The sequence below is a fragment of the Hymenobacter properus genome (genome assembly GCF_015694735.1).
GTDB classification, from domain to species: domain Bacteria; phylum Bacteroidota; class Bacteroidia; order Cytophagales; family Hymenobacteraceae; genus Hymenobacter; species Hymenobacter properus.
Genome location: NZ_JADQDP010000006.1, coordinates 135,136 through 157,415, shown reverse-complemented (window position 1 = coordinate 157,415; position 22,280 = coordinate 135,136). Strand labels below are relative to the sequence as shown.

Here is a 22,280-nt window from a genome sequence, read left to right as displayed (position 1 = left end):
CATTATAGCCTGCATGGCCTGGTGTTATTCGGGGCTTTTTTAGAGTGATTGCCAGACGAAATTCTACCTTTTTAAACGCTATGTATACATCAAGCCGGTTTTGTGCATAGCTTTCCGGCAATTCTGTCTACCCCCCTCTTAAATCCTGATATTTCACCCCTTTAACCCTTTTTTCCCCTCCATCCCTCCTTTATGCTAAAACCTTTTACATCATTCGCCAGGCTGGCCTTTTTGGCCTTGGTCGGGGCGTTTGCCCTGCCGGCTCGGGGCCAGACCTACACCCCGGTGGCCCTGACTGGTTTCACCCACGACATCATTGCCAATGGCACCGGGGCCGTGAACACCACCACCACGGCCGACATCGACGGGGCGGCGGCCACCGGCGGCACCGGCTACACCCTGATGGCCCAGGACTACGTGGGCCCCACCGGCCAGGTGCCCAACACCACCACCTACCCGGCCTCGACGTACCCGGCGCTGGAAACCAGCGGGCTAATCACCAGCGCACTCAATAGCGCAATCACCTATCAGCTGGGGCCGTACTCGGGCAATAATGCCCTACGGCTGTTTGGAGCAAATGCGACGGGCACCCTGTCGTTTGCTACGCCCAGCGCGGCTTCGGAACTGTATGTGATTGGCACGTCGGGCAACGCAGCCAGCACGCTCGATGTCACCGTCAATTTTGCCGATGGCACCACCCAGCTCTTTGCCGGCCAGGTGATTGCCGACTGGTTTGCCTCCAGTCAGACCAACGTGGTGCGCGAAAAGCTGGGCCGCGTGAGCCGCGGCGACAACAGCGTGCAGTACACGGGCTCGCCCGTAGGCCCCCGCTTCTACCAGCTGAAGCTGGCGCTGAACGCCGCCAACGTGACGAAAAACATCACGGGCATCACGTTCACGAAAGCAGCTGCGGCCGGCAACACCGTGCTGTTGGCCGTGACGGCCGGCGTGTACCCGGTGTGCGCCGCAGCCCCCACCGGCCTGACCGCGGCGGCTACCACCACCAGCGGCGGCACCACGGCCCTGACCACGGCCTGCTCCTCCACCAGCATCTATTTGTCGGTGAGCGGCGTGCCCAACCAGGCGGGCTACTCCTACCAGTGGCAGTCGTCGACGAACGGCACCTCGTACGCAGACATCAGCGGCGCCACCAGCCCCACCTACACGGCCACGGGCCAGATGGCGGCCACTTACTACCGGGCGCGGGTAACCTGCTTGTACGACGGCACGGGCGGCACGGCCGTTTCTTCGGCCCCGGTGCAGGTAGCCCAAACGGCCTTCGACAACTGCTACTGCACCCCCAGCAGCAGCAGCGGCTGCGGCACCTATGCGCAGCTGCTGAAGGTAGAAATTCCCGGCACCACGCTGTCGAACACCTCTACCTGCTCTTCTTCGCCTTACTATACCAACTACACCTCGGGCGCAGCCACCACGGCCACGCTCAGCCCCGGCGCCAGCTACCCCATGTCCATTACGCTAGGCCGCTATGCCAAGGCTGGCCTATGGATTGACTACGACCACAGCGGCACCTTCGACGCCTCCGAATACATGGTGGTGGGCACCAACTCGACCAACACCTCGGGCAGCACCGCCACCGTGACGCCCACGCTGAACATTCCGAGCACGGCCCTGACGGGCACCACCCGCATGCGGGTGCGGACGCAGTATTACCTGGTTTCGACTTCCTACCCGCTGGACGGCACCAGCGCCTGCATCAGCACCACCTACGGCGAAACCGAAGACTACACCATCACCATTGCCCCCTCTTTGGCCTGCACCGGCACGCCGCCGGCCGTTACGGCCACGGCTCCGGCCGCCACGGTGTGCGGCGGCACGGCCTTCACGCTGAACGCCACGGGCATTGCGGCGGGCACCACCGGCCTCAGCTACCAGTGGCAGAGCAGCCCGGCCGGCGCCAATACCTTCACTAACTTGGGCGCCGCCCAAACCAGCAGTGCCTATTCGGTTGCCAACCAAACGGCCGCAACCGACTACCGTGTAATTGTGACCTGCACGGCCAGCGGCCAAGCGGTTACTTCGAGCGTGGTAGCGGTGGCCCAAAGCCCCTTCCTGAGCTGCTACTGCACGCCGGTAACGTCGGGCACCGGCACCGACGGCATCACCAACGTAACGCTGGGCCCGCTGGTCAGCGCTTCGTCGGCCACCAACGCCTCGCCCTACTACACCGATTACTCTGCTTCGCAAACGGCGGGTACGCTTCAGATTCCGGCGCTGTTCCAGGGCGGCACGGCTTCGGTTTCCGTTACGATGGGCTCCGATGGCACGCAGTACAGCGGCGTGTGGATTGACTTCGACCACAGCGGCACCTTCGATACCAGCGAGTTCTTCACGCTGGGCACCAACGCCGGCGCCAACGGCACTTCGGTTATCCCGGTTACCATCCCGGCGGGGGCCCTGACGGGCCAAACCAAAATGCGGGTGCGTGGCGGCAACGACCTAGTGCTCCTCAGCTCGCAGTCGTGCACGGCCGCTTCCAGCGCTACCAACTACGGTGAAGTGGAAGACTACCTGGTCACCATTGCCACCCCAGTTGCCTGCACGGGCACGCCGGCGGCCACCACGGCCACGGCCTCGGCCACCTCGGTGTGCGGCGGCACGGCCTTCACGCTGAACGCCACGGGCATTGCGGCGGGCACCACCGGCCTCAGCTACCAGTGGCAGAGCAGCCCGGCCGGCGCCAATACCTTCACCAACCTGGGCGCTGCCCAGGCCACGACGAGCTACTCGGTGGCCAGCCAGACGGCAGCTACGGACTACCGCCTGGTGGTAACCTGCACGGCTAGCGGGCAGTCGGTCAATTCGAGCGTGGTGGCTGTGGCCCAGAACTCGTTCCTGACCTGCTACTGCACGGTGGTGAGCACGGGTACCAACGAATACATCAAGAGCGTGACGCTGCCCGGCACCCCCGGCTTCACCAACGCCACCAACGCCAACTCGACCAGCGGCTACGGCGACTTCACGGCCAGCACCAGCAACACCACGACGCTGGTGCAGGGCGTGACGTACACCAACGGCGTAAGCGTCATCGTGCGCTCCAACAACGCCAACTCGCAGGGCGGCCTCTGGATTGACTACGACCACAGCGGCACCTTTGACGCCTCGGAGTACACGCTCATCGGCTCGTCCAGCCTCACAGCTACGGATGTGACCTTCCCCGTGACGCTGACGGTGCCCGCCTCGGCTCTGCTGGGCCCCACCCGCATGCGGGTGCGCTGGCGCAACGGCGTTTTCGCTGCTACCGATGCCTGCGTTTCGGGCAGCACCACCTGGTACGGCGAGTCGGAAGACTACACGGTGACCATTGCGGCTTGCACGGCCAGCCCGGCCACCTTCAGCTACGGCACCACCTCGAGCTACTGCGTGAGCGGCACCACCGACCCGGCTGTCGTGCTGGGCACGGGCGCCACGGCCGGTACGTTCTCTTCGACCGCAGGCCTGACTCTTGACGCCACCACTGGCGCCATTACCCTGGCCAGCAGCACACCCGGCACCTACACCGTGACCAACACCGTGGCCGCTTCCAGTACGCTTTGCGGCGGTACGGCCACTACCACCGTCACCATCATGGCAGCGCCCACGGCGGCCTTCAGCTACGGCACGGCTGCTACGTTCTGCGTATCGGGCACCACCAACCCAACGGTTACCCTCAACACGGGCGCCACGGCCGGTACGTTCACCTCGACGGTGGGCCTGACGCTGAACGCCAGCACCGGCGCCATCACCCTGGCCAGCAGCACGCCCGGCACCTACACCGTGACCAACACGGTGGCCGCAGCTAACGGCTGCGCGGCCGTGACCGGCACCACCACCGTGACCATCACGAACGCCCCCACGGCAGCCTTCGCTTTCCCGACGGCCACGACCTGCGCCGGCAGCACCGCTACGCTCACGCCTACGCTGAGCACGGGCGCCATCGCCGGCACCTTCACCCTGCCCGCTGCTACGGGCCTCTCGGTGGACGCCTCTACCGGGGCCGTGACCGTGGGCCCCACGGCCGCCGCCGGTACCTACACCGTGACCAACACCGTGGCCGCCGCCAACGGCTGCGCCGCGGCAACCAGCACGGCCACGTTCACGCTCACTACGCAAACGTCGGCGGCATTTAGCTATGCCGCCGGGCCGTACTGCACCAGCGGAACTACCACGCCCACCCCCACCATCACGGGCACAGCCGGTGGTGCCTTCACGGCTACTACGGGCCTGAGCATCGATGCCAGCACGGGCGCTATCAACCTGGGCAGCAGCACGGCCGGCACTTATACGGTGACGTACACCGTGCCGAGCAGCGCCACGCAATGCGGCTCGACGGCCACGGCTTCGGTTACGATTACCGCTCCTGCTACGGCTGCCTTCGCCTACCCCACCGCTACGGCCTGCGCCGGCAGCGCTGCCACCCTCACGCCCACGCTGGGCACGGGCGCCACTGCGGGCACCTACTCGCTGCCGACGGCCACTGGCCTCTCGGTGAACGCCACCACTGGCGTAGTAACCGTAGGGGCAACGGCTGCCGCCGGCACCTATACGGTGACCAATACGGTGGCCGCCGCCAATGGCTGCGCTGCCGTGACCAGCACCGCCACGTTCACGCTCACGGCGCCCAGCACGGCCACGTTCAGCTACCCGGCTGCCACTTACTGCACCAGCGGAACTACCACGCCCACGCCCACCATCACGGGCACCACGGGCGGCACGTTCAGCTCGACCTCGGGCCTGAGCATTAACAGCAGCACCGGCGTTATCAGCCTAAGCGGCAGCACGGCCGGCACCTACACCGTGACTTACACGGTGAGCGGCGGCTGCGGGAGCAGCAGCACCCAGAGCGTGACCATCACGGCCCCGGCCGTGGCCACCTTCAGCTACGGCACCTCGCCCACCTTCTGCGTGAGCGGCACCACGGCCCCGGCCGTTGTGCTGGGCACGGGCGCCACGGCCGGTACGTTCACCTCGACCTCGGGCCTGACGCTGAACGCCAGCACCGGCGCCATCACGCTCAGCAGCAGCACGCCCGGCACCTACACCGTGACCAATACGGTAGCTGCCTCGGGCGGCTGCGCGGCAGTGACGGCCACTGCTACGGTGACGGTGACTCCGGCTGCCATCGCCAATGCAGGCCCGAACGTGGCCTTCTGCGGCGGCGCTACGGCTACCCTCGGGACCACCGCAATAGCCGGTACTACCTACGCCTGGGTTCCGGCTACGGGCCTGAGCAGCGCCAGCGCCGCCCAGCCCACGGTGACGCTGCCCAACACCACCGGCGCTCCCATCACCTCTACGTATACCCTGACGGCCGCTACGGCCGGGGGCTGCACGGCCACTGCTACCGTCACCGTAACGGTAAACCCGACCCCGGCCACGCCCACCATTACCCCGGCCTACAACGGCTCGACCACCACGCTCACCTCGAGCGCGGCCACGGGCAACCAGTGGTACCTGGGCCCCAACCCCGTGCCCGGCGCCACCGGCCAGACGCTGGTACTCACCGGCCTGCCCGCCCAGCTGGGCTCGTACACCGTGACGACGACCAACGCCTACGGCTGCGTGTCGCTGCCCTCCAGCCCGCTGGTGGTAACCTCCAGCGCGAAGGCCGCGGCGGGTACTTCGTTCCATGTGTATCCGAACCCCACGCCCGATGGCCACTTGCTGCTGGAATTCACCGGCTACCGCGAGGCAGTGTCGGTACAGGTGCTGAATGCATTGGGCCAGCGGGTATACGAAGGCAACGTATCGGGCAATGCCCTGGGCCAGAAACAGGCGCTTGACCTGAGCGCGCTGCCCACCGGGGTGTACATCCTGCAGGCCCGCACGGCCAGCGGCAGCCTGGACGTTCACCGCATCGTGCGCGAATAGCCAGGAGCGAAAGTTTCGCTAGCAAAAGAGCCTGCCGCAATGCGGCAGGCTCTTTTTTTATGAGGAGGCGGGGCGGCTGCAATCCCTTGTCGTCGATTTTAGATTGCCGGTGGGGGCGGGCCGCGATGCCCGGCTCTACCCATAAGGCAGGACGCGTAGCAATGCCGGAATAGTTTGGACCAACATTATTGCCTAGCCTCCGATTTGCGCCGCAACTCGATGGTGCAGGCGCAGCGGAAACCAAGCCACTCGCAGGGTCCATCGTATGGGAAATCAGTTTTCAGCGTGAAATCCTCAATGGAATGCCCGAAAGAGCCGCCTTTGGCAATTCCGGGTGTGGCGGTCAGTTCGGCCACGTTGCCTACCATGTTGAAGAGGCCGTAGCCGTTGGGCGGGTTGGAATAGATGTAATCTGTAATCTCGAAGCCGTCATTCAGATGGTGATGTAAGTTGCCAGCATTACCGCAACGAAATGGCGTCAGAGAATTACCTACATATGCGGTTTCATGCACGTTAAATTCCATCTGATACAACTGGTCGTCCTTGCCAAATGGAATATCTTGCTTGTGTAGACAGGCATAGAAATCGTCCGGCCGCCGGATGTGCTTAAGCCGATATTGCCGAGTACCCAGCGCGGGGGGACGCATAATTCCAAATGGAGCGACGGCAGCGTTCAAGCCACCAGAAGCTGCAGCTTCCCACTCACCCACCGTGGGTAGCCGGTATGTGATGGCAACATCGTATTGCTGCAGCAGTTTGCGGTGTTTCTTTTTAAATTCATGGGATTGCAGATAACCCTCCTGCACCTTAGCAGTGCGCCAGCGACAATAATTTACGGCCTGCTTATGCGCCACGCCCACCAATGGGAAATAGCGAAACCCTGGGTAACGCAAATAGTATTGCACATACACATCATCGACACTATCCGACTGAGCCTTAATCCAGTGCGTAAGCGCCGTAGTATCGGGGAGTTGCGATTGGTAAAAGGAGAAAGAAGAGTCCTTGCGCAAATAAGCCAAGTATTCCAGCCAGTGAATATTGGCTACTTCTGCTTCATCCATAAACAGGCTGTCTTGCACCAGAACCACGCCCGGCGCATTCACCGAGCGCAACAACTCGAGCCGTGTTTGGGCAGCGCCGGAAATATTAACCGTTGCCAACAAAACAAGGGTACTTAGTAGCCTTTTGTAATAATTCATTTTTCAAAATAAGTTAAGCAACCACTTGCAATTATTACCTAATGTATTGAAACCAATTGCAGCCGGTAGCGCAGTTCATTTCCATACTGGAAAAGCCCGTTACGTCCAGATGCAACGGGCTTTTTCAGTTTCAGCCACCAATAGCGTTTCGCAGAGTTCAACTCTTTGAACCCACCGGCATAAAAGTCAAACTAGCTCACATCATAAACGCCGCCACGCGCCCAGACATGGCGGCGTGCTCAGCCAGTTGGGTGGCGCAGGCTCGAAACAGGGCCAAGCAGGTAGCCTGGCGGGCGGCCATCGCGCGCTTCGATGCGCTGATGCTTGATGGGTTTGGCCGCGCCGTTGGCCGGCTGCAGCGCGGCCGTGAGGGCGGCTAGCACGGCGTCGGCTTTTGTGAAAATGGGCACGGAGAAGTCCCTAAGATGGCCGGGCATGGTGCCAAACGGGGCCGTGAGGCAGCAGAAAACCAGCGCTGTCAGCGCCTTCGGCTGGAAACCAGGTACTCCGCCCGCCGTAGAACCGTGACACCTTTTCACTTTTCTATGTCCCGCACTGTTGTTGGCCTGTTCGGCAGCGCTTCCGAAGCCCAGTTTGCCACCGAGCGCCTGCTGGCGGCCGGCTTCGAGCGCAGCGCCCTCCACCTCGCCACTTCCGAAACCCTTCGTGCCGCCGAGCTGCCCGCTGCCGAAGCCGAGGCGCCAACCGAACCGCTGGGTACCGGCTTCATCCGCTTCTTCACCGACCTCTTCGCTGGCAACGAGAACGCCGAAGCCGACGCCCGCTCGCACGCCGCCGCCACCCACGCCGACAGCGCCGTGCTTACCGTGCGCGCCACCACCGAGGACGAGGCCAACCGCGCCCGCCAACTCCTGGACCAGAACGGCGCCTTGGATGTGTACAAGCAAGCCGCGCCGGGTGGCACGGGCGGGCCGGGCGATGACGTGGTGGATTTGGAGGGCAGCTTAAGCCGCGTGCGCGATGCCGATGGACTGGACGCAAACGGGCTGACAACACATTAACTCAACCAGCAATACGGCTATCAGCCTCCTGCGCCAGCCGCAATTTGCTGTGCTTGCGCCCGTAGCCAAAGTAAATGGCCATGCCCAGCGCCAGCCACACAATGAGGCGCAGCCAGGTTTCCCAAGGCAGCGAGGCCATCATCACCACGCACACCAGAATGCCCAGGATGGGCACCACTGGCACCCACGGCGTGCGGAAGCTGCGCGGCGCGTCGGGGTTGGTGCGGCGCATAATCATCACGCCTAGGCACACCATCACGAAGGCCAGCAGCGTGCCGATGCTCGTCATTTCGCCCACCACCGAGATGGGCACGAAGCCCGCGAACAGCGCGATAAAGGCCCCCAGCAACAGGCTCGACTGCGCCGGCGTGTTGAATTTGGGGTGGATGCGGGAGAATACCGGCGGCAGCAGCCCGTCGCGCGACATCGAGAAGAATACCCGCGACTGCCCCAGCAGGTCAACCAGAATCACGGACGTGTAGCCCACTAGAATGGCCAGAATCACGGCCGACGACAGCCACGCGTAAGGCGTTTTCTCGATGGCAATGGCCACCGGCGCGGCGCTGTCTTTGAACTCGGTGTAGTTGGCCAACCCCGTCATCACGTGCCCAAACAGCACAAACAGCACCGTGCACACCGCCAGCGAGCCGAGGATGCCCACGGGCATATTGCGCTGCGGGTTCTTGGTTTCCTGCGCCATGGTGGCCACAATGTCGAAGCCAATGAACACGAAGAAGATAACGCCCGCCCCGCGCAGGATGCCACTCAGCCCGAACTCGCCGAAGGTGCCGGTGTTGGCCGGAATGTAGGGTTGGTAATTGGCGGGGTCGATGTACTGCCAGCCCAGCGCGATGAACACCAGCACTACCGCCACCTTCAGGGCCACCACCAGCGCATTAAACCAGGCCGAGCCTTTGGTGCCGCGCGTCACGATGGCCGTGATGGCCAGTACGATGAGCATGGCCGGCACGTTCACGAAGCCGCTCACGGTGCTGCCGTCGGCCAGCTTGGCCGTTTCAAAAGGCGACATCACCAGCCGCGCCGGGATGTGCAGGCCGTACTTGCCCAGAAACTTGATGAGGTATTGCGACCAGCTAATGGCCACCGTAGCGGCGCCAACCGAGTATTCCAGCACCAAATCCCAGCCGATAATCCAAGCAAACAGCTCACCCATGGTGGCGTACGAATAGGTATAGGCTGAGCCCGAAACCGGCACCAGCGCCGCGAACTCAGCGTAGCAAAGCGCCGAAAAGGCGCAGCCCACCGCCGCCACCACGAATGACAGCGTCACGGCTGGCCCCGCGTTATTCGCCGCCGCAATACCAGTGAGTGAGAATAAGCCTGCCCCAATAATGACGCCGATGCCAATAGCAATAAGGCTGATGCCGTTGAGGCTACGCTTGAGGGTGTTGCCCCCCGTTTCGGCCGCTTCGGCCCGAAGCAGCTCGAGTGATTTTTTAAGCATGTAGTTGTTGAAGCGCGCTTTTGAAACGCGCAGAAAAGGCCGTCATACTGAGCGCAGCCGAAGCATCTCTACCGTGAAAAGTAATTGATTACTTCAGCACGCGAGATGCTTCGGCTGCGCTCAGCATGACGGTCTGTATACCGTCAATTGAGTTACGCCAGCACCTGAATAACCGACTCTGAAAACCGCTCCATCTCCTCCAGTTGCGGGCTGGCTTGCAGCAGAAAGAAGTCCACGCCCACTTGCTCAAACTCCCCAATCCGGTCTTGCAGCTGCGCGGGCGTGCCCGTGAGGCCCGTACGCAGGCCGCGGTTCGACACCGAGTAGTCCTGCAGCGACACCTGCTGCTCCAGTTGCGTGCCGGCCAGCCACTGCTGGTAATTGCTGTAGCCCGAGGCCGAAGCCTGCACATTGGTGATGCGGTCCAGCTCTTTCTTTACCTCCTGCTCGGTGTTGCGCACGATGGAATAGCCGGCCACGCCGAATTTCATCGGCGGCAGGCCCTTCTGCTCGCGGCGGCGGCGCATGTCGGCAATGCGGGCGCCAATAAGCTCGGGCGAGTCACCGTGCATCACGTAGCCGTCGCACTGGCTCGAAATGAGGTCTTTGGCCGCCTCCGACTCGCCACCGGCGTAGAGGAACGGGGCCTTGGCGGGCTTCGGCTGCAGGATGTTGTCGGCCACCTGGTAGTATTTGCCCTGGTAGCTGAAATGGTCCTGCGTCCACACATTTTTCACCACGTCGAGCCACTCGCGGGTGCGGGCGTACCGGTCGTCGTGCTGCTCGAAATGCAGGCCGTACTTGGTTGCCTCGTCGCGCCACCAGCTCGATACCACGTTCAGCGACAGGCGGCCGGGCGCAATCAAGTCGATGTTGGCGGCCTGCTTGGCCAGCAGCGCAGGGTTGTGGAAGGTAGGGCGCACCGCCACCATTATTTCCAGCTGCTCGGTCACGGCGGCCAGCGCGGCGGCCGTGCTCCAGGCCTCCAGCGACGGCGCTTCGGTGCCCTTGATGTCGTTCAAATACAGCTCGGCGATGAGCGTGAGGTCGTAGCCCCAGGCCTCGCTGCGTTGCGCCAGCTGCTTCACGTAGCTCCAGTCGGTGGGCATCTGCTCCTCTTCGACGTTGCGCAGCCAGCCCCCAAAAACGGGCATCCAATATCCAAATTTCATGGCGGTTTCTGATAAAAAAGCCGTCGGGCAGCGCCCAGCGAAACACCCTCCCCCAGTGAGTATTCTTCGCTGCAACGAAGCGGCGAGGATGCCCCGCTGCACGCTGCCCCGACGGCCAACTTATTTCTAATAAATAGCTTAGGCGGTAGCCAACTCTGCCTGCACGGCCGCCGGTGCCGCAGCCGGCAGCTGCGATTCCAGGTAGTTCACAAAGCGGGCGTAGGGGTCGAATCCAACCACGTTCACGGCGTCAGCCACGAAGTTGGACAGCGCGTTGATGTCATAAAACAGCACGTCGCCGGTGCGGTCGTCGATGAGGTATTCGATGCCGCCCACGTCGATTTTGGCGGCGGCCACGATGCGCTCCACTGCGGCAATGACTTCGGCTGGCGGCGTGAAGGCTTCCACCTGAATGCCTTTTTTCGGCGCCTCGGTCAGGCAAAAGTCGGCCGACTGCTCTTCCGGAATCTGGCAGATTTCGGCGGGGCACAGGTTGAAGCTCTCGCCGGTAGTATACACCTTCATGGCGTAGAGGAACTTGCCATCGAGCGTTTCCACACGGTGGATGTTGCCGCCACGGGGCGTCACGTACTCCTGCACCAGTGCCGTCTGGTCGATGCCAAGGTCAATCTGGTTGGCATCCACGGCCGCTTGCAGCCCCTCCAGGGTATCGAAGCGGATGATGCCCGCGCCGCTGCCGCCGATGTTCACCTTCACCACGATGGGGAAGCGCAGCTCGCGGGCCGCATCTACCGCCCGCGAGGCGTGGTTGATGACGCGCGAAGCCGGGTATTTCAGCCCCAGCGACTCAAACAGCGAGAGCTGCCTGGCCTTGTTGGTTTCGATGCTGGTGGCCACCGAGCCGTTGATGATGCGCGTGCCGATGCGCTCCAGGTGCGTGGCATAGCCGGCCGTGTGGAAGATGCCCTGCCCGTGCCCGCGCAGGTAGGCCGAGGAGCTCATGCGGTTCACCACCAGACTGTAGCGGCTTTCCTTTTCCGAAGGATTGAAGAGGTGGTGAGCGGCGTCGATTTTCACGTAGGGCAGTCCGCGGCGGTCCAGCTCCGCAAAGAGGGGCTTGAACCATTCGGGGTGCTCGAAGTAGATGCCAATGGGCTTTTGAACAGCAGACATATCTGAAAATAAGGAAATTGAAACGTAGCAAGCGGGCACGCTGCGCAACGCAGGTGGCGAACTGGCAAAGCCCGAAATGAGAGGAAGAATTGGCCGCCCAGCGCCTTGCGCCAAGCCAGGGCCTAATGCGGCCGAAAAACCAAGACAGACACGCGCAACACCGCAGCCGCACACGGCGGCCCGGCGAAGCCAGCCGGCTCCGGTTTCGGTTTAGCTACCCGCGATGAAAAAAATGCATCGGGTTAAGCCAGACAACAACAGCAACAACACGCCATGCCAATCCGGTGCATAGGCGCCAGACGGGCATCAAAAGCAGCAAGAAATACGGGTTGGTTGTTGGAGGCTTCCACGGCAACTTGTTTTTATATGGTCAGGAATTGGCACCTTTCCAGCGGTAGCGGGTGGTTGCCGGCGCGTCGTTGAGCCTGTCTCTCAGCGCCTCTGTATAAAAACAATCCTTCAGAATGAGGAATTGATGGGGCAAAGGTACGGCATGGGTTGCAAAAAAGCGCGTCATGCCGAGTAAAGTTGGCGCATTAGATACGCGAACTGTCGTTCTGAGCAAAGCGAAGGACCTTCTCACGCCGGAATCATTCGTTCCAACGTGAGAAGGTCCTTCGCTTTGTTCAGGATGACGGATAGCGCACAGCCAACTCTTAGGTTGCGGCCGGCTAATGCTCAAAAGCTATTTCCGCAGCGCCAACCGCAGGCCGCCCATCAGCCAGCGGGTGGGCATCTGGGCGCCCAGCAGGTCGGAATATTTCTCGTTGAAGAGGTTCTGCACCTGGCCCGTGAGCCAGAGGCGCTGGGGTAGCAGGGCCACTTCCAGGCGCGCGTTGAACACCGTGTATTCAGCGTTATTGGTGCGGCTGATGGCCGCCGCGGCGCTGGCGTCGCGCTGCTTCCATAGGCCGCTGAGGCTGCCGTTCACGCGCTTGGAGGTAATGCTGACGGTGCCCGACACCACCTGCCGGGCAATGTTGGCCAGGTATTGCGAGGCGATGTTGTCGGCGTTTCTCACCTTCACCAGCATATAGCCCACGCTGCCATCGAAGCGGGTATTCGTCGTGAACTGGCGCTGGTACACCAGCTCCGTTTCAAGGCCGCGGGTGGTCACGTCGAACAGGTTTTGGGCGTAGCGGTAGGTGGCGGCGGGGTTGAGGTTGGTGAGGCCGCTGGCCTCGATGACGCGGGCACCGGGCGTGGGCACGTAGTCAATCTGGTTGTTGCCCTTGCGCAGAAAGCCGGTGGCTTTAAAAGTGAGACCGGGCAGCGGGCGGTAGTCGGCGCCCGCTTCGTAGTTCATCGTGCGCTCGGCCTGCAGGCCGGCGTTGCCCACGTTGAAGCCGTTGGGCACGATGCCGGGCCGGCCGTTGGAATTGTAGCGCTCCGTGAAATCGGGGGCGCGAATGGCCCGGCCGATGGCGCCGCGCACGGTCAGTTCCTCTCCTATCTGCTGGCTCACGTTGAGCTGGGGCACCACTTCGGTGCCGTAGGCCTGGTCATGGTCGAGGCGTAGGCCGCCGGTAAGAGCCAGGCCCGCCGTGGGCGTGAGGGCCACCACGCCGAAGGCCGCATAGTGCCACTGGTCGTGGTTGCCGCGGTCATTGCTCACCACCAAGCGGTGGTCGGCCTGCCCGCCTAGGGTAGCCCGCAACTTATCCGAGAACTGCTGCTGGTGGCTGAGCAGCACGTTTGTGTAGCGCGTGAGGTGGTCGCTGGCTACCGACGTGGGCGTGTAGAGGTAATAATCTGTGCCACGGCTGCTCGACACCTGTGCCTCCGTGCGGGCGCGCTCATTGTGCTGGTAGCGCAGCTGGCCCTGGTACCAGTCCTTGTTGGTAGTCTCACGCGATTGGTCCCCAATGGCCGTGGTGTAGAAATATTGGGCACTGTAGTCGCGCCGGTCGAGGCTGGCGCGGGCGGCTACGCTGAGCTTGTTGGTCAGCTCGTAGGCGGCCGAGAGCGAGTAGGTTTTCAGGTCCACGTCGCTGCGCTGGGTGCTGGGGTAGTCGCGCAACTGGCCGTCGGTTTTGTTCAGCAGAACGCCACCGCCAAGCCGCAGCCGGTTGGCGGCCAAGAACCCGCCGGTGTTAGTATGCCACAAGTTGTACTCACCGCGCATGGTGGTGCTGGTGAGCTCGGCCTCGCGGCGGCGCTCGGTGGCGGCAAAGGTTTTGGTGACGATGTTGATGACGCCGCCCACGGCATCGGGGCCGTAGAGAGCCGCGCCGGCGCCGCGAATGATTTCAATCTGCTCAATCTCGGCCGGCGTGATGGGCATGTAGGCGCCAAAGTGGCCGGTGAGCGGGTCGTTGAGCCGCATGCCATCGAGCAAAAAAAGCACTTGGTTGAAGGTGCTGCCGCGCATGCTCACGTCGGCCTGCGCGCCGAAGCTGCCGCGGCTCTGAATCTCCAGCGCCGGCAGGCAGCGCAGCAAATCATCGATGGAATTGACCGGGTAGCGGGCCACGCTGGCGCCGGAAATGACCGTGACGGCGTGCCCGGTCTGGTTGCTGGGCTGCGTGAGGCGCGAGGCAAAAACCGTGACTTCGCGCAGGCTGCGGGTGCTGTCGGCAGGCGTCTGGGCCAGCGCGTTAAGGGTGAAGAAAGAACAGAAAAGCGGTGTAGCGTAGCGCGTAAGTCGCATTCAGGATGGGCTTGATGAGGCTGCAAACTTACCCTAGCGCAGACTTTGTAGTCCGCATCCCCGCGCCAGTAGCGCTGTTCGGGCATCGCTCGGGTTTCCGGCAAGGGCGCAGACTCGCAGCGTCCGCGCTACTTTCGTAACGCCGCACGCAACCCCGTCACCCCGGCCCGGTCCTTCGCGCGAACTCACCATTTCACTCCCCACCGTTTTAATGAAGCATCTTCACCTGCTGGGCCTGCTCGGCCTCGTAGTCAGCAGCGCCGCCCACGCCCAAGTGCCCGGCGCCAAGCCGGAATCGCCTTACCGCGCTTCCGCCACCAAGGTCAACGACCTGGTGCACACCAAGCTCGATGTGCGCTTCGATTACAAAAAGCGCTACCTCTACGGCAAGGAGTGGGTCACGCTCAAGCCCCACGCCTACCCCACCGACTCGCTGCGCCTCGACGCCAAAGGCATGGACATCAAAACGGTGGCGATGATGAACGGCGGCCAGCAAACCCCGCTCAAGTACGACTACGCCGACGGCATGAACCTGCGCATCAACCTGGGCCGCATGTTCAAGCCGGGCGAGGAGTACACCATTTACATCGACTATACATCGAAGCCCGATGAGCTGAAGGTGCAGGGTTCAGCCGCCATCACCGACGCCAAGGGCCTGTATTTCATCAACCCCGACTCGGCCACCGCCGGCAAGCCCGTGCAAATCTGGACGCAGGGCGAGACGGAAGGTTCTTCGGCCTGGTTCCCCACCATCGACCGGCCCAACCAGAAAACCACCGAGGAAATCTCGATGACCGTGCCCGCCAAGTACGCCACGCTGAGCAATGGCAAGCTGGTGAGCAGCACGCCCGCCGGCCCCGGCCTGCGCACCGACACTTGGAAAATGGACCTGCCGCACGCGCCCTACCTGTTCATGATGGCCGTGGGCGACTTCAAAAAAACCACCGACACCTGGCGCGGCAAGGAAGTGAGCTACTACCTGGAGCCCAAGTACGCGCCCTTCGCCAAGCAGATTTTTGGCAACACCACCGACATGCTGGAGTTCTACTCCAACCGCCTCGGTGTGGAGTACCCGTGGAATAAGTACAGCCAGATTGTGGCCCGTGACTATGTGAGCGGCGCCATGGAAAACACCACCGCCACCCTGCACGGCGAGCAGGTGCAAATGACCGACCGCGAGTTGCTGGACCGCCAGTACAGCAGCGAATCGGTGATTGCGCACGAGCTGTTCCACCAGTGGTTTGGCGACTATGTGACGGCCGAAAGCTGGAGCAACATCACCGTAAACGAGTCGATGGCCGACTTCTCCGAAGGCCTCTACGCCGAGCACAAATACGGCAAGGACGCCGCCGACGCCCATTACTACACCTACCTGCGCCGCTACCTGATGAGCCCGCGCGACGCGGCCAAAACGCTGGTGCGCTTCCACTACGACCAGCAGGAAGAGGTGTTCGACCTGGTGAGCTACCAGAAGGGCGGCGCCATCGTGGACATGCTGCGCACCTACCTGGGCGACGATGTGTTCTTCGCCGGCCTGCAGAAATACCTCACCGACAACAAATTCGGCAACGGTGAAGCCCACCAGATGCGGCTGGCCTTCGAGGCCGTGTCCGGCCAGGACCTGAACTGGTTCTACAACCAGTGGTATTTCAGCCCCGGCCACCCCGTCGTGACCATCGACTACGCCTGGGACGCGGCCAAGAAAGTGCAGTCCGTGACGGTAAAGCAAACCCAGCCGGGCCAGCCCTTCCGCCTGCCTTTCACCATCGACTACTACGTGGGCGGCAAGGTGATGCACCAGCCCGTGACCATGACGGAAGCCACCCAGACATTCAGCATGCCTCTTTCGGCCAAGCCCGAGCTGGTGAATGTGGACGCCAGCAAAAAGCTGCTCTGGAACAAAACCGATAACAAGCCGGCCGCCGAGTTCGCCTACCAGTACAGCCACGCGCCGCTGTACGTCGACCGCCTCGAAGCCGTGGCTGCCGCCGCCAAAGACCAGACCACCAACGCCGCCTCGCGCGCTGTGCTGCTGGCCGCCCTCAACGACAAGTTCTACATGGTGCGGCAGGGCGCCATCGAAGCCCTGAAGCTCGACGACAAAACGGTGGCCAAAGCCGCCGTTCCGGCCCTGCGCAAGCTGGCCGCCCAGGAAAAAAACACCATCGTGATGGCGCAGCTGCTCCGGGCGTTGGGCAAGCTGAAAGACAAAAAAGACGAGAAGCTGTTCAGCCAGCAGCTCGGCAGCCAGTCCTACGGCGTGCAGGGCGCGGCCCTTCGCGGCCTGGCTACCGTGCAGCCGGCCAAAGCCCTGGCCCAGGCCAAAACCTGGGAAAACGACAGCCAGGCGGCCCTCACGCAAGCCGTGGTGGCCACCTATGCCGAAGCCGGCGGCCCCGGCCAATGGGCCTACGTGCGCGACAAGTTTGACGCCGCCCGCCCGCAGGGCCGCTTCAACCTGGCCGAAGCCATGGCCAAGATGATGGCCCGCCTCGATGACCCCGCCGCCTTCAACGAAGGCGTGACCCGCCTGCGCGACCTTGGCATCAAGTACAAAGCCTACGGCGCCGATAAAATGGCCACCAAGCTGCTCACCGATGCCGCTGCCGGCCAGGCCGGCCGCCCCCACGCCGCCGAAGCCCAGCAGGCCGTGGCCAAAGCCACCCAAGAAATGCAGGACGCGAAGTAGCGCCCGGCTGCAATCGAAAACCCACAAAAAAAGCCTGCCGCGCATTGCGGCAGGCTTTTTTTGTGAGGAGGCGGGTGGGCCGGGGAAAACGAAATAGTTATTTGACTTTGGCAGGCTCTTGCTTGGCTGGGTCGTGCTTGGGGCCTTCGTAGCTGTTGGCGTCTTTGTCCTGAGCAGCTTCGGTCACCAAGGCTTCGGTGGCGTAGATGTGCTCCATTTCGTTCATCACGTCGTCGCCGTCCACGTTCAGGTCTTTGAGCACGCCGTCGGCAATGTCGTACACCAGGCCGTGCAGGCGGGGCGGGTTGGGGCCACGCATGGCGTTCTGGATGATGTTGGTTTTGGCCAGGTTGCGCACCTGCTCCATCACGTTCAGCTCCACCAGGCGGCGGGCCCGCTGGTTGTCGTCCTTGATGCGCAGGTATTCCGCTTCGTGCAAGCGGATGACGTCGCGGATGTTCACCAGCCAGTTGTCAATCAGGCCGTACTGCTTGTTGGCTGCCGCCGCGGCTACGCCGCCGCAGCCGTAGTGGCCCACCACCAGAATGTCCTGCACGCCCAGCACTTCCACGGCGTATTGCAGCACGCTCAGCAGGTTCATGTCGGCCGGCACCACCAGGTTGGCAATGTTGCGGTGCACAAACATCTCGCCAGGCCCCGTACCGGTAATGCCCGAGGCTGGCACCCGCGAATCGGAGCAGCCAATGAACAGGTACTTGGGCTTTTGCCCGTTGGCTAGGTTCTTAAAGAAGTTGGGGTCTTTTGCGTTGCGGTCCGAAACCCATTTCTTATTGTTTTCGAGGATTTTGCTGATTCCAGCCATAAGTAAAAAAGAGGTTGATGGATGGCCCTGCTGGCTGCCGGAACCAGCGGCATGGCTATACGTGCCACCAAAGCCGACTGTTGGTCACAGGTTGAGGACTGCTAAGGTAGGGCCTGGAGGGGAGAGAAATGTGCCGGCAGCCCTAGTGCGCCCCCAGCGCCACCTGCCGGATGCCGCGCAGCTCCAGGTCGATGCCCCGGGCCGGGGCGGCCTGGCGGAAGGCCTCAATGGCTTCGAGCACGTCGTGGTCGATGACATCAGAGCGCGAGCCGTCGAGGATGACGCGGGTGTTGTGGGGCAGCTGCTCCAGGGTAGTCACGATGCTGGCTTTGTTGAGGAAAGACACGTGCTCGGGCAGGCGCAGGTGCAGCGGTGCGTCGGGGGTTTCGGCGTTGTCGTCGGAGTCGTCGCGGCGCAGATAAGAGCCGGCCTTGGCGTTGTCGCGCAGAATGAAGAAGAAGCCCAGAACTAGCCCGATGCTTACGCCCTTTAGCAAGTCGGTGAACAGCACCGCTACGATGGTGATGATGAAGGGCACGAACTGCTCGCGGCCCAGCTTCCATTGCTTGCGGTAAAGGGCGGGCGGCGTCAGCTTGTAGCCCACCGTCAGGAGCACCGCCGCCAGTGCTGACAGCGGAATCAGGTTCAGCACCGCGCCCAGAAACAGCAAGCTGGTGAGCAGCAGCAGGCCATGGATGAAGGCCGACAGCTTGGTTTGCGCCCCGGCTGCAATGTTGGCCGACGAGCGCACGATAACGGCCGTGAGCGGCAGGCCGCCCAGCAGCCCGCTCACCAGGTTGCCCGCACCCTGGGCCAGCAGCTCGCGGTTGGTGGGCGTGTGGCGCTTCTGTGGGTCGAGGTTGTCGACGGCTTCCACGCTGAGCAGCGTTTCGAGCGAGGCCACCACGGCAATCGTAAAGGCCACGCCGTAGGTAGCGGGCTTGCGCAGGGCGCTAAAATCTGGGAAGGTCATTTCGCTGGCCAGCTGGCCCAGTGAGGAAACCACCGGCAGCTTCACCAGGTGCTCGGGGCGCACCTGCAGGTCGGGTGCGAAGGCTTTCAGCAGTTCGTTGATGGCCACCGAAGCCAGCACGGCAATCAGTGCGCCCGGCACCAGCCGCGCCCACGACTGCCGCTTCACCGGCGCCGTGTTCCACAGCAGCAGAATCGTCAGCGATACCACCCCCACCAGCACCGAGCCGGGGCTCAGCCCCTTCATGGCTGCGCCAATGGCCGAGAACGTGTTCAGGCCGTTGAACTGCAGGAAGTTCATGTCCTCAAAGTAGTCGGTATCGGCCCCAAAGAAGTGCGGCAGCTGCTTCAGAATGAGAATAATGCCAATGGCTGCCAGCATGCCGCGAATAACGGCCGCCGGGAAATACAGCGCGATGATGCCCGCCCGTGCCAAACCCAAGCCAATCTGAATGACGCCTGCCACGGCCGTGGCCGCCAGCACCGCCGGCCAGGAGCCCAGCGTGGCAATGGCCGACAGCACCACCACCGTGAGGCCGGCCGCGGGCCCGCTCACACTCACCGCCGAGCCGCTGAGCAAGCTCACCAGCACTCCGCCCACAATGCCCGCAATGACGCCCGCCAGCAGCGGCGCCCCCGAAGCCAGCGAAATACCCAAACACAGCGGCAGCGCCACCAGAAACACCACCAACCCCGACGGCGCATCCTGCCCAATGGTGCTGAACAACGAAGGCTTAGGCGGGGTGGGCACGGCCGGGCCGGGCGATGGGGCCGCAATGGGCATCCCGGTGCGGGACGGGGAGGAAATTACCTGGGTCATGGCTTGAGCGCTTATTCCCACTCAGCACCACCAAGGAGCCGACAGGGAACACAGGCACAAGGTTACCCAAGCCCTATTAAGACCGAATTAAAGGCGAATTAAAAGGGTATTAAAAGCAAATACACTTGATACAGACCGTTATGTCGGACGTAGCGAAGCCACCCGCCCACAGCTATAAATCGCTAAAAAAGGATTCGCGGTAGCATACAAGAGGCTTCGCCGTGCCCGGTATGACGTGCTCGAATAGCGCTGTGAACTACGCCGGCACCGGCCATTCCAGCCATACCTGCGTGCCTTGCCCCAGCTCGCTTTCCACCCGCACCATGCCACTGTGCAGGGCCATGATGCGCGCCGTGAGCGGCAGCCCAATGCCGTGCCCCGGCACCGCCCGCGCCGACGCCGCTCGAAAAAACGGCACAAACACCTGCTCTAAATCCGCTGCCGAAAGGCCGGGTCCCTCGTCGCTTACCAGCAGCGTGAGGTGTTCGCGGGTTCGGGCCAGGGTGGCTGTCACAGTGCCGCCGCTGGCCTGCGAAAACTTGCAGGCATTGTCCAGCACGTTGAGCACGGCCGAGAGCAGCAGCGCTTCGTTGCCGCGCACCGTAAAGTTTTCGGCTTCCCCAAAATCCAAATCGACCCGGCAAGTGGAATGCCGGCGCAGCAGCTGCTCATGGGCGTGCAGCAGCAGCTCATCGAGGCGCACCTCGGCCATGGGCACCTGCGAAGGGTCGTCGGAGGCGCGGGCAATTTGCAGCAGGCCGTTGGTGAGGTTGTTGAGCTGACGCGCCGAATCGAGGGTGCTTTGCAGCACGCGCCGGTATTCGGTGGGTGAACGCTCGGCTTGCAGCAGCGACACTTCCAATTCGCCAATGAGGGCCGTGAGCGGCGTGCGCAGCTCGTGAGAGGCGTCGCGCACAAAGGTGCGCTGGCCCACGAAGGCCGCTTCCAGGCGGTCGAGCAGGCGGTTGAAACGTTGGGTGAGCAAGCCAATTTCGTCGGTGGTTTCGCCGGTGCGGGTAAGGCGCTGGCTCAGGTCGGTGGCCGTGATGCCGTCTACCTCGCGCACCATGCGGCGCAGCGGCCACAGGGCCTGCCCCGCAAACATCCAGCTGCCCAGGCCCATGACGGCCACCGCCGCCAGCAGGCCGCCCACCAGCAGCTGCCGCAGCTCGCGCAGCTGCTGGCGGCTGTCCTCGTCCACCGATGAGGCCACCACCACCAGCGGGCCCAGCCGGTCGTCGTGGTAGAGCAGGCCCACGGTTTCGTGGTAATTGGTTTCGGTTTCCAGCACGGCGCGGCCACTCCGGCGCACCTCGGCCAGCCAGGCAACGGGCACCGGCCGCGTGGGCCCCTGCCCTTCCCGAAACACCAGTCGGTTCTGAGCATCATACACGCGGCCCTGCTCGGCAGGCAGCGTGCGGTAAAGCTGGCGCAGGTAGTTGCGGTATGAAGCTTCTTCGCCGGCGTTGTCGCGGCCGTTTTGCCCGGCCACGTAGGCGTGCCCCACCACCATGGTGCGCTTAAATAGGTTCTGGGTAAACACCTCCCGCCGCGACTCTTGCGTGGCAAAGTAGATGGCCAGCGCAAACAGCAGCAGCGTAAGGGCCAGAATAGTCCCGAATTGAAGGGCAAGCCGCAGGCGAATGGTCATAGGGTTCTGTTACTGGAAATCAACAAAACATCATGCAGCGCGCCGCGAAGTATCTCGCTTGGGAGTACCTAATACTACCCCAAGCAAGATGTTTCGCTGTGCACTGCATGACGCTCTTTCGGGCGTCTCACGCTTCCGTCTTCATCACGTAGCCCATGCCTACCAGCGTATGTATCAGCTTGGGCTCAAACCCTTTGTCCACTTTCTTGCGCAGAAAGTTGATGTAAACGTCAATCACATTCGAGCCCGTGTCAAAACTCAAATCCCACACGTGCTCCAGCAAATCGGCCCGCGACACCACCCGGCCCTGGTTGCGCAACAAGTATTCGAGCAGCGCAAACTCGCGGGCGGTAAGCTGAATGGGCTGCCCGGCGCGCTCCACGCGCTTGGCGGCGGGGTCGAGGGTGAGGTCGGCGAGGCGCAGGGGCGCTTTGGGCGCGGGGGCTTCGGTGCGGCGGCGCACCAGAGCGCGCAGCCGGGCCAGCAACTCGTCGAAGGCGAAAGGTTTAACCAAATAGTCGTCGGCGCCGGCGTCGAGGCCGCGGATTTTATCATCCGTTTCGCCCAGGGCCGTGAGCATGAGGATGGGCACGCCGGGGTCGTGGGCGCGCACCTGCCGGCACACCTCCAGACCACTGAGGCCGGGCAGCATCTGGTCCAGAATCAGGCAGTCGTAGTGCGTGGTTTGGGCGCGGCTGAGGCCCAGCAGGCCGTCGGCGGCCAGGTCTACGGTGTAGTCCTGCTCCGTCAGGCCCTGATATAAAAAGGCCGCTACGGAAGGCTCGTCTTCAACTAAAAGAATTTTCATGGGGACG

General features: G+C 62.9%; 13 protein-coding genes and 1 riboswitch. Of the genes, 3 read left to right on the top strand and 10 right to left on the bottom strand.

From position 1 onward, the window contains the following. Window positions 1–192 precede the first annotated feature (192 nt). Entirely contained in the window at window positions 193–5,868 is a 5,676-nt protein-coding gene (locus I2I01_RS23435; protein WP_196288527.1) for a GEVED domain-containing protein, read from the top strand. Between the two features lie 185 nt (window positions 5,869–6,053). Here I2I01_RS23435 and I2I01_RS23335 read toward each other — a convergent pair whose 3' ends face one another. Further along, window positions 6,054–7,067: a formylglycine-generating enzyme family protein gene (locus tag I2I01_RS23335; RefSeq protein ID WP_211538082.1), complete on the bottom strand. Its 1,014-nt coding sequence runs from the start codon at window positions 7,065–7,067 to the stop codon at window positions 6,054–6,056. 239 nt (window positions 7,068–7,306) lie between these two features. Next, window positions 7,307–7,477: a hypothetical protein gene (locus tag I2I01_RS21205; protein WP_196288526.1), complete on the bottom strand. Its 171-nt coding sequence runs from the start codon at window positions 7,475–7,477 to the stop codon at window positions 7,307–7,309. Between the two features lie 135 nt (window positions 7,478–7,612). Here I2I01_RS21205 and I2I01_RS21200 point away from each other — a divergent pair, with 135 nt between their 5' ends. Further along, window positions 7,613–8,089, top strand: a complete 477-nt coding sequence (locus I2I01_RS21200) for a hypothetical protein (protein ID WP_196288525.1) — start codon at window positions 7,613–7,615, stop codon at window positions 8,087–8,089. A gap of 1 nt (window position 8,090) precedes the next feature. Here I2I01_RS21200 and I2I01_RS21195 read toward each other — a convergent pair whose 3' ends face one another. The 4 genes from I2I01_RS21195 to I2I01_RS21180 all read right to left on the bottom strand — a co-directional run bounded on the left by I2I01_RS21195 (window position 8,091) and on the right by I2I01_RS21180 (window position 14,510). Further along, a complete protein-coding gene (locus I2I01_RS21195; RefSeq protein WP_196288524.1) occupies window positions 8,091–9,554 on the bottom strand; it encodes an amino acid permease in 1,464 nt (487 codons plus the stop codon). A gap of 152 nt (window positions 9,555–9,706) precedes the next feature. Further along, window positions 9,707–10,726 (bottom strand): LLM class flavin-dependent oxidoreductase, encoded by a 1,020-nt coding sequence (locus I2I01_RS21190; protein WP_196288523.1) that lies wholly within the window; start codon window positions 10,724–10,726, stop codon window positions 9,707–9,709. Window positions 10,727–10,864: 138 nt separating this feature from the next. Continuing rightward, entirely contained in the window at window positions 10,865–11,860 is a 996-nt protein-coding gene (locus tag I2I01_RS21185) for an ATP-grasp domain-containing protein (RefSeq protein WP_196288522.1), read from the bottom strand. 359 nt (window positions 11,861–12,219) lie between these two features. Then, a riboswitch (SAM riboswitch) is annotated at window positions 12,220–12,312 on the bottom strand. 233 nt (window positions 12,313–12,545) lie between these two features. Next, window positions 12,546–14,510: a TonB-dependent receptor plug domain-containing protein gene (locus I2I01_RS21180; protein WP_196288521.1), complete on the bottom strand. Its 1,965-nt coding sequence runs from the start codon at window positions 14,508–14,510 to the stop codon at window positions 12,546–12,548. A 211-nt stretch (window positions 14,511–14,721) separates the two neighbouring features. Here I2I01_RS21180 and I2I01_RS21175 point away from each other — a divergent pair, with 211 nt between their 5' ends. Further along, complete coding sequence (locus I2I01_RS21175) at window positions 14,722–17,199, top strand: M1 family aminopeptidase (RefSeq protein WP_196288520.1); 2,478 nt, start codon at window positions 14,722–14,724, stop codon at window positions 17,197–17,199. Between the two features lie 97 nt (window positions 17,200–17,296). Here the strand turns inward: I2I01_RS21175 and I2I01_RS21170 are convergent, their stop codons facing one another. From I2I01_RS21170 to I2I01_RS21155, 4 genes are all read right to left on the bottom strand, one after another. Then, window positions 17,297–18,022: a carbonic anhydrase gene (locus tag I2I01_RS21170; RefSeq protein WP_196288519.1), complete on the bottom strand. Its 726-nt coding sequence runs from the start codon at window positions 18,020–18,022 to the stop codon at window positions 17,297–17,299. A 142-nt stretch (window positions 18,023–18,164) separates the two neighbouring features. After that, window positions 18,165–19,814, bottom strand: a complete 1,650-nt coding sequence (locus I2I01_RS21165; RefSeq protein ID WP_230679244.1) for a SulP family inorganic anion transporter — start codon at window positions 19,812–19,814, stop codon at window positions 18,165–18,167. 256 nt (window positions 19,815–20,070) lie between these two features. Continuing rightward, window positions 20,071–21,465 carry a sensor histidine kinase gene (locus I2I01_RS21160; RefSeq protein ID WP_196288518.1) on the bottom strand — a complete coding sequence of 465 codons (1,395 nt, stop codon included), beginning with the start codon at window positions 21,463–21,465 and terminating at the stop codon, window positions 20,071–20,073. Between the two features lie 127 nt (window positions 21,466–21,592). Next, window positions 21,593–22,273 carry a response regulator transcription factor gene (locus I2I01_RS21155; protein ID WP_196288517.1) on the bottom strand — a complete coding sequence of 227 codons (681 nt, stop codon included), beginning with the start codon at window positions 22,271–22,273 and terminating at the stop codon, window positions 21,593–21,595. Between the last annotated feature and the right edge of the window lie 7 nt (window positions 22,274–22,280).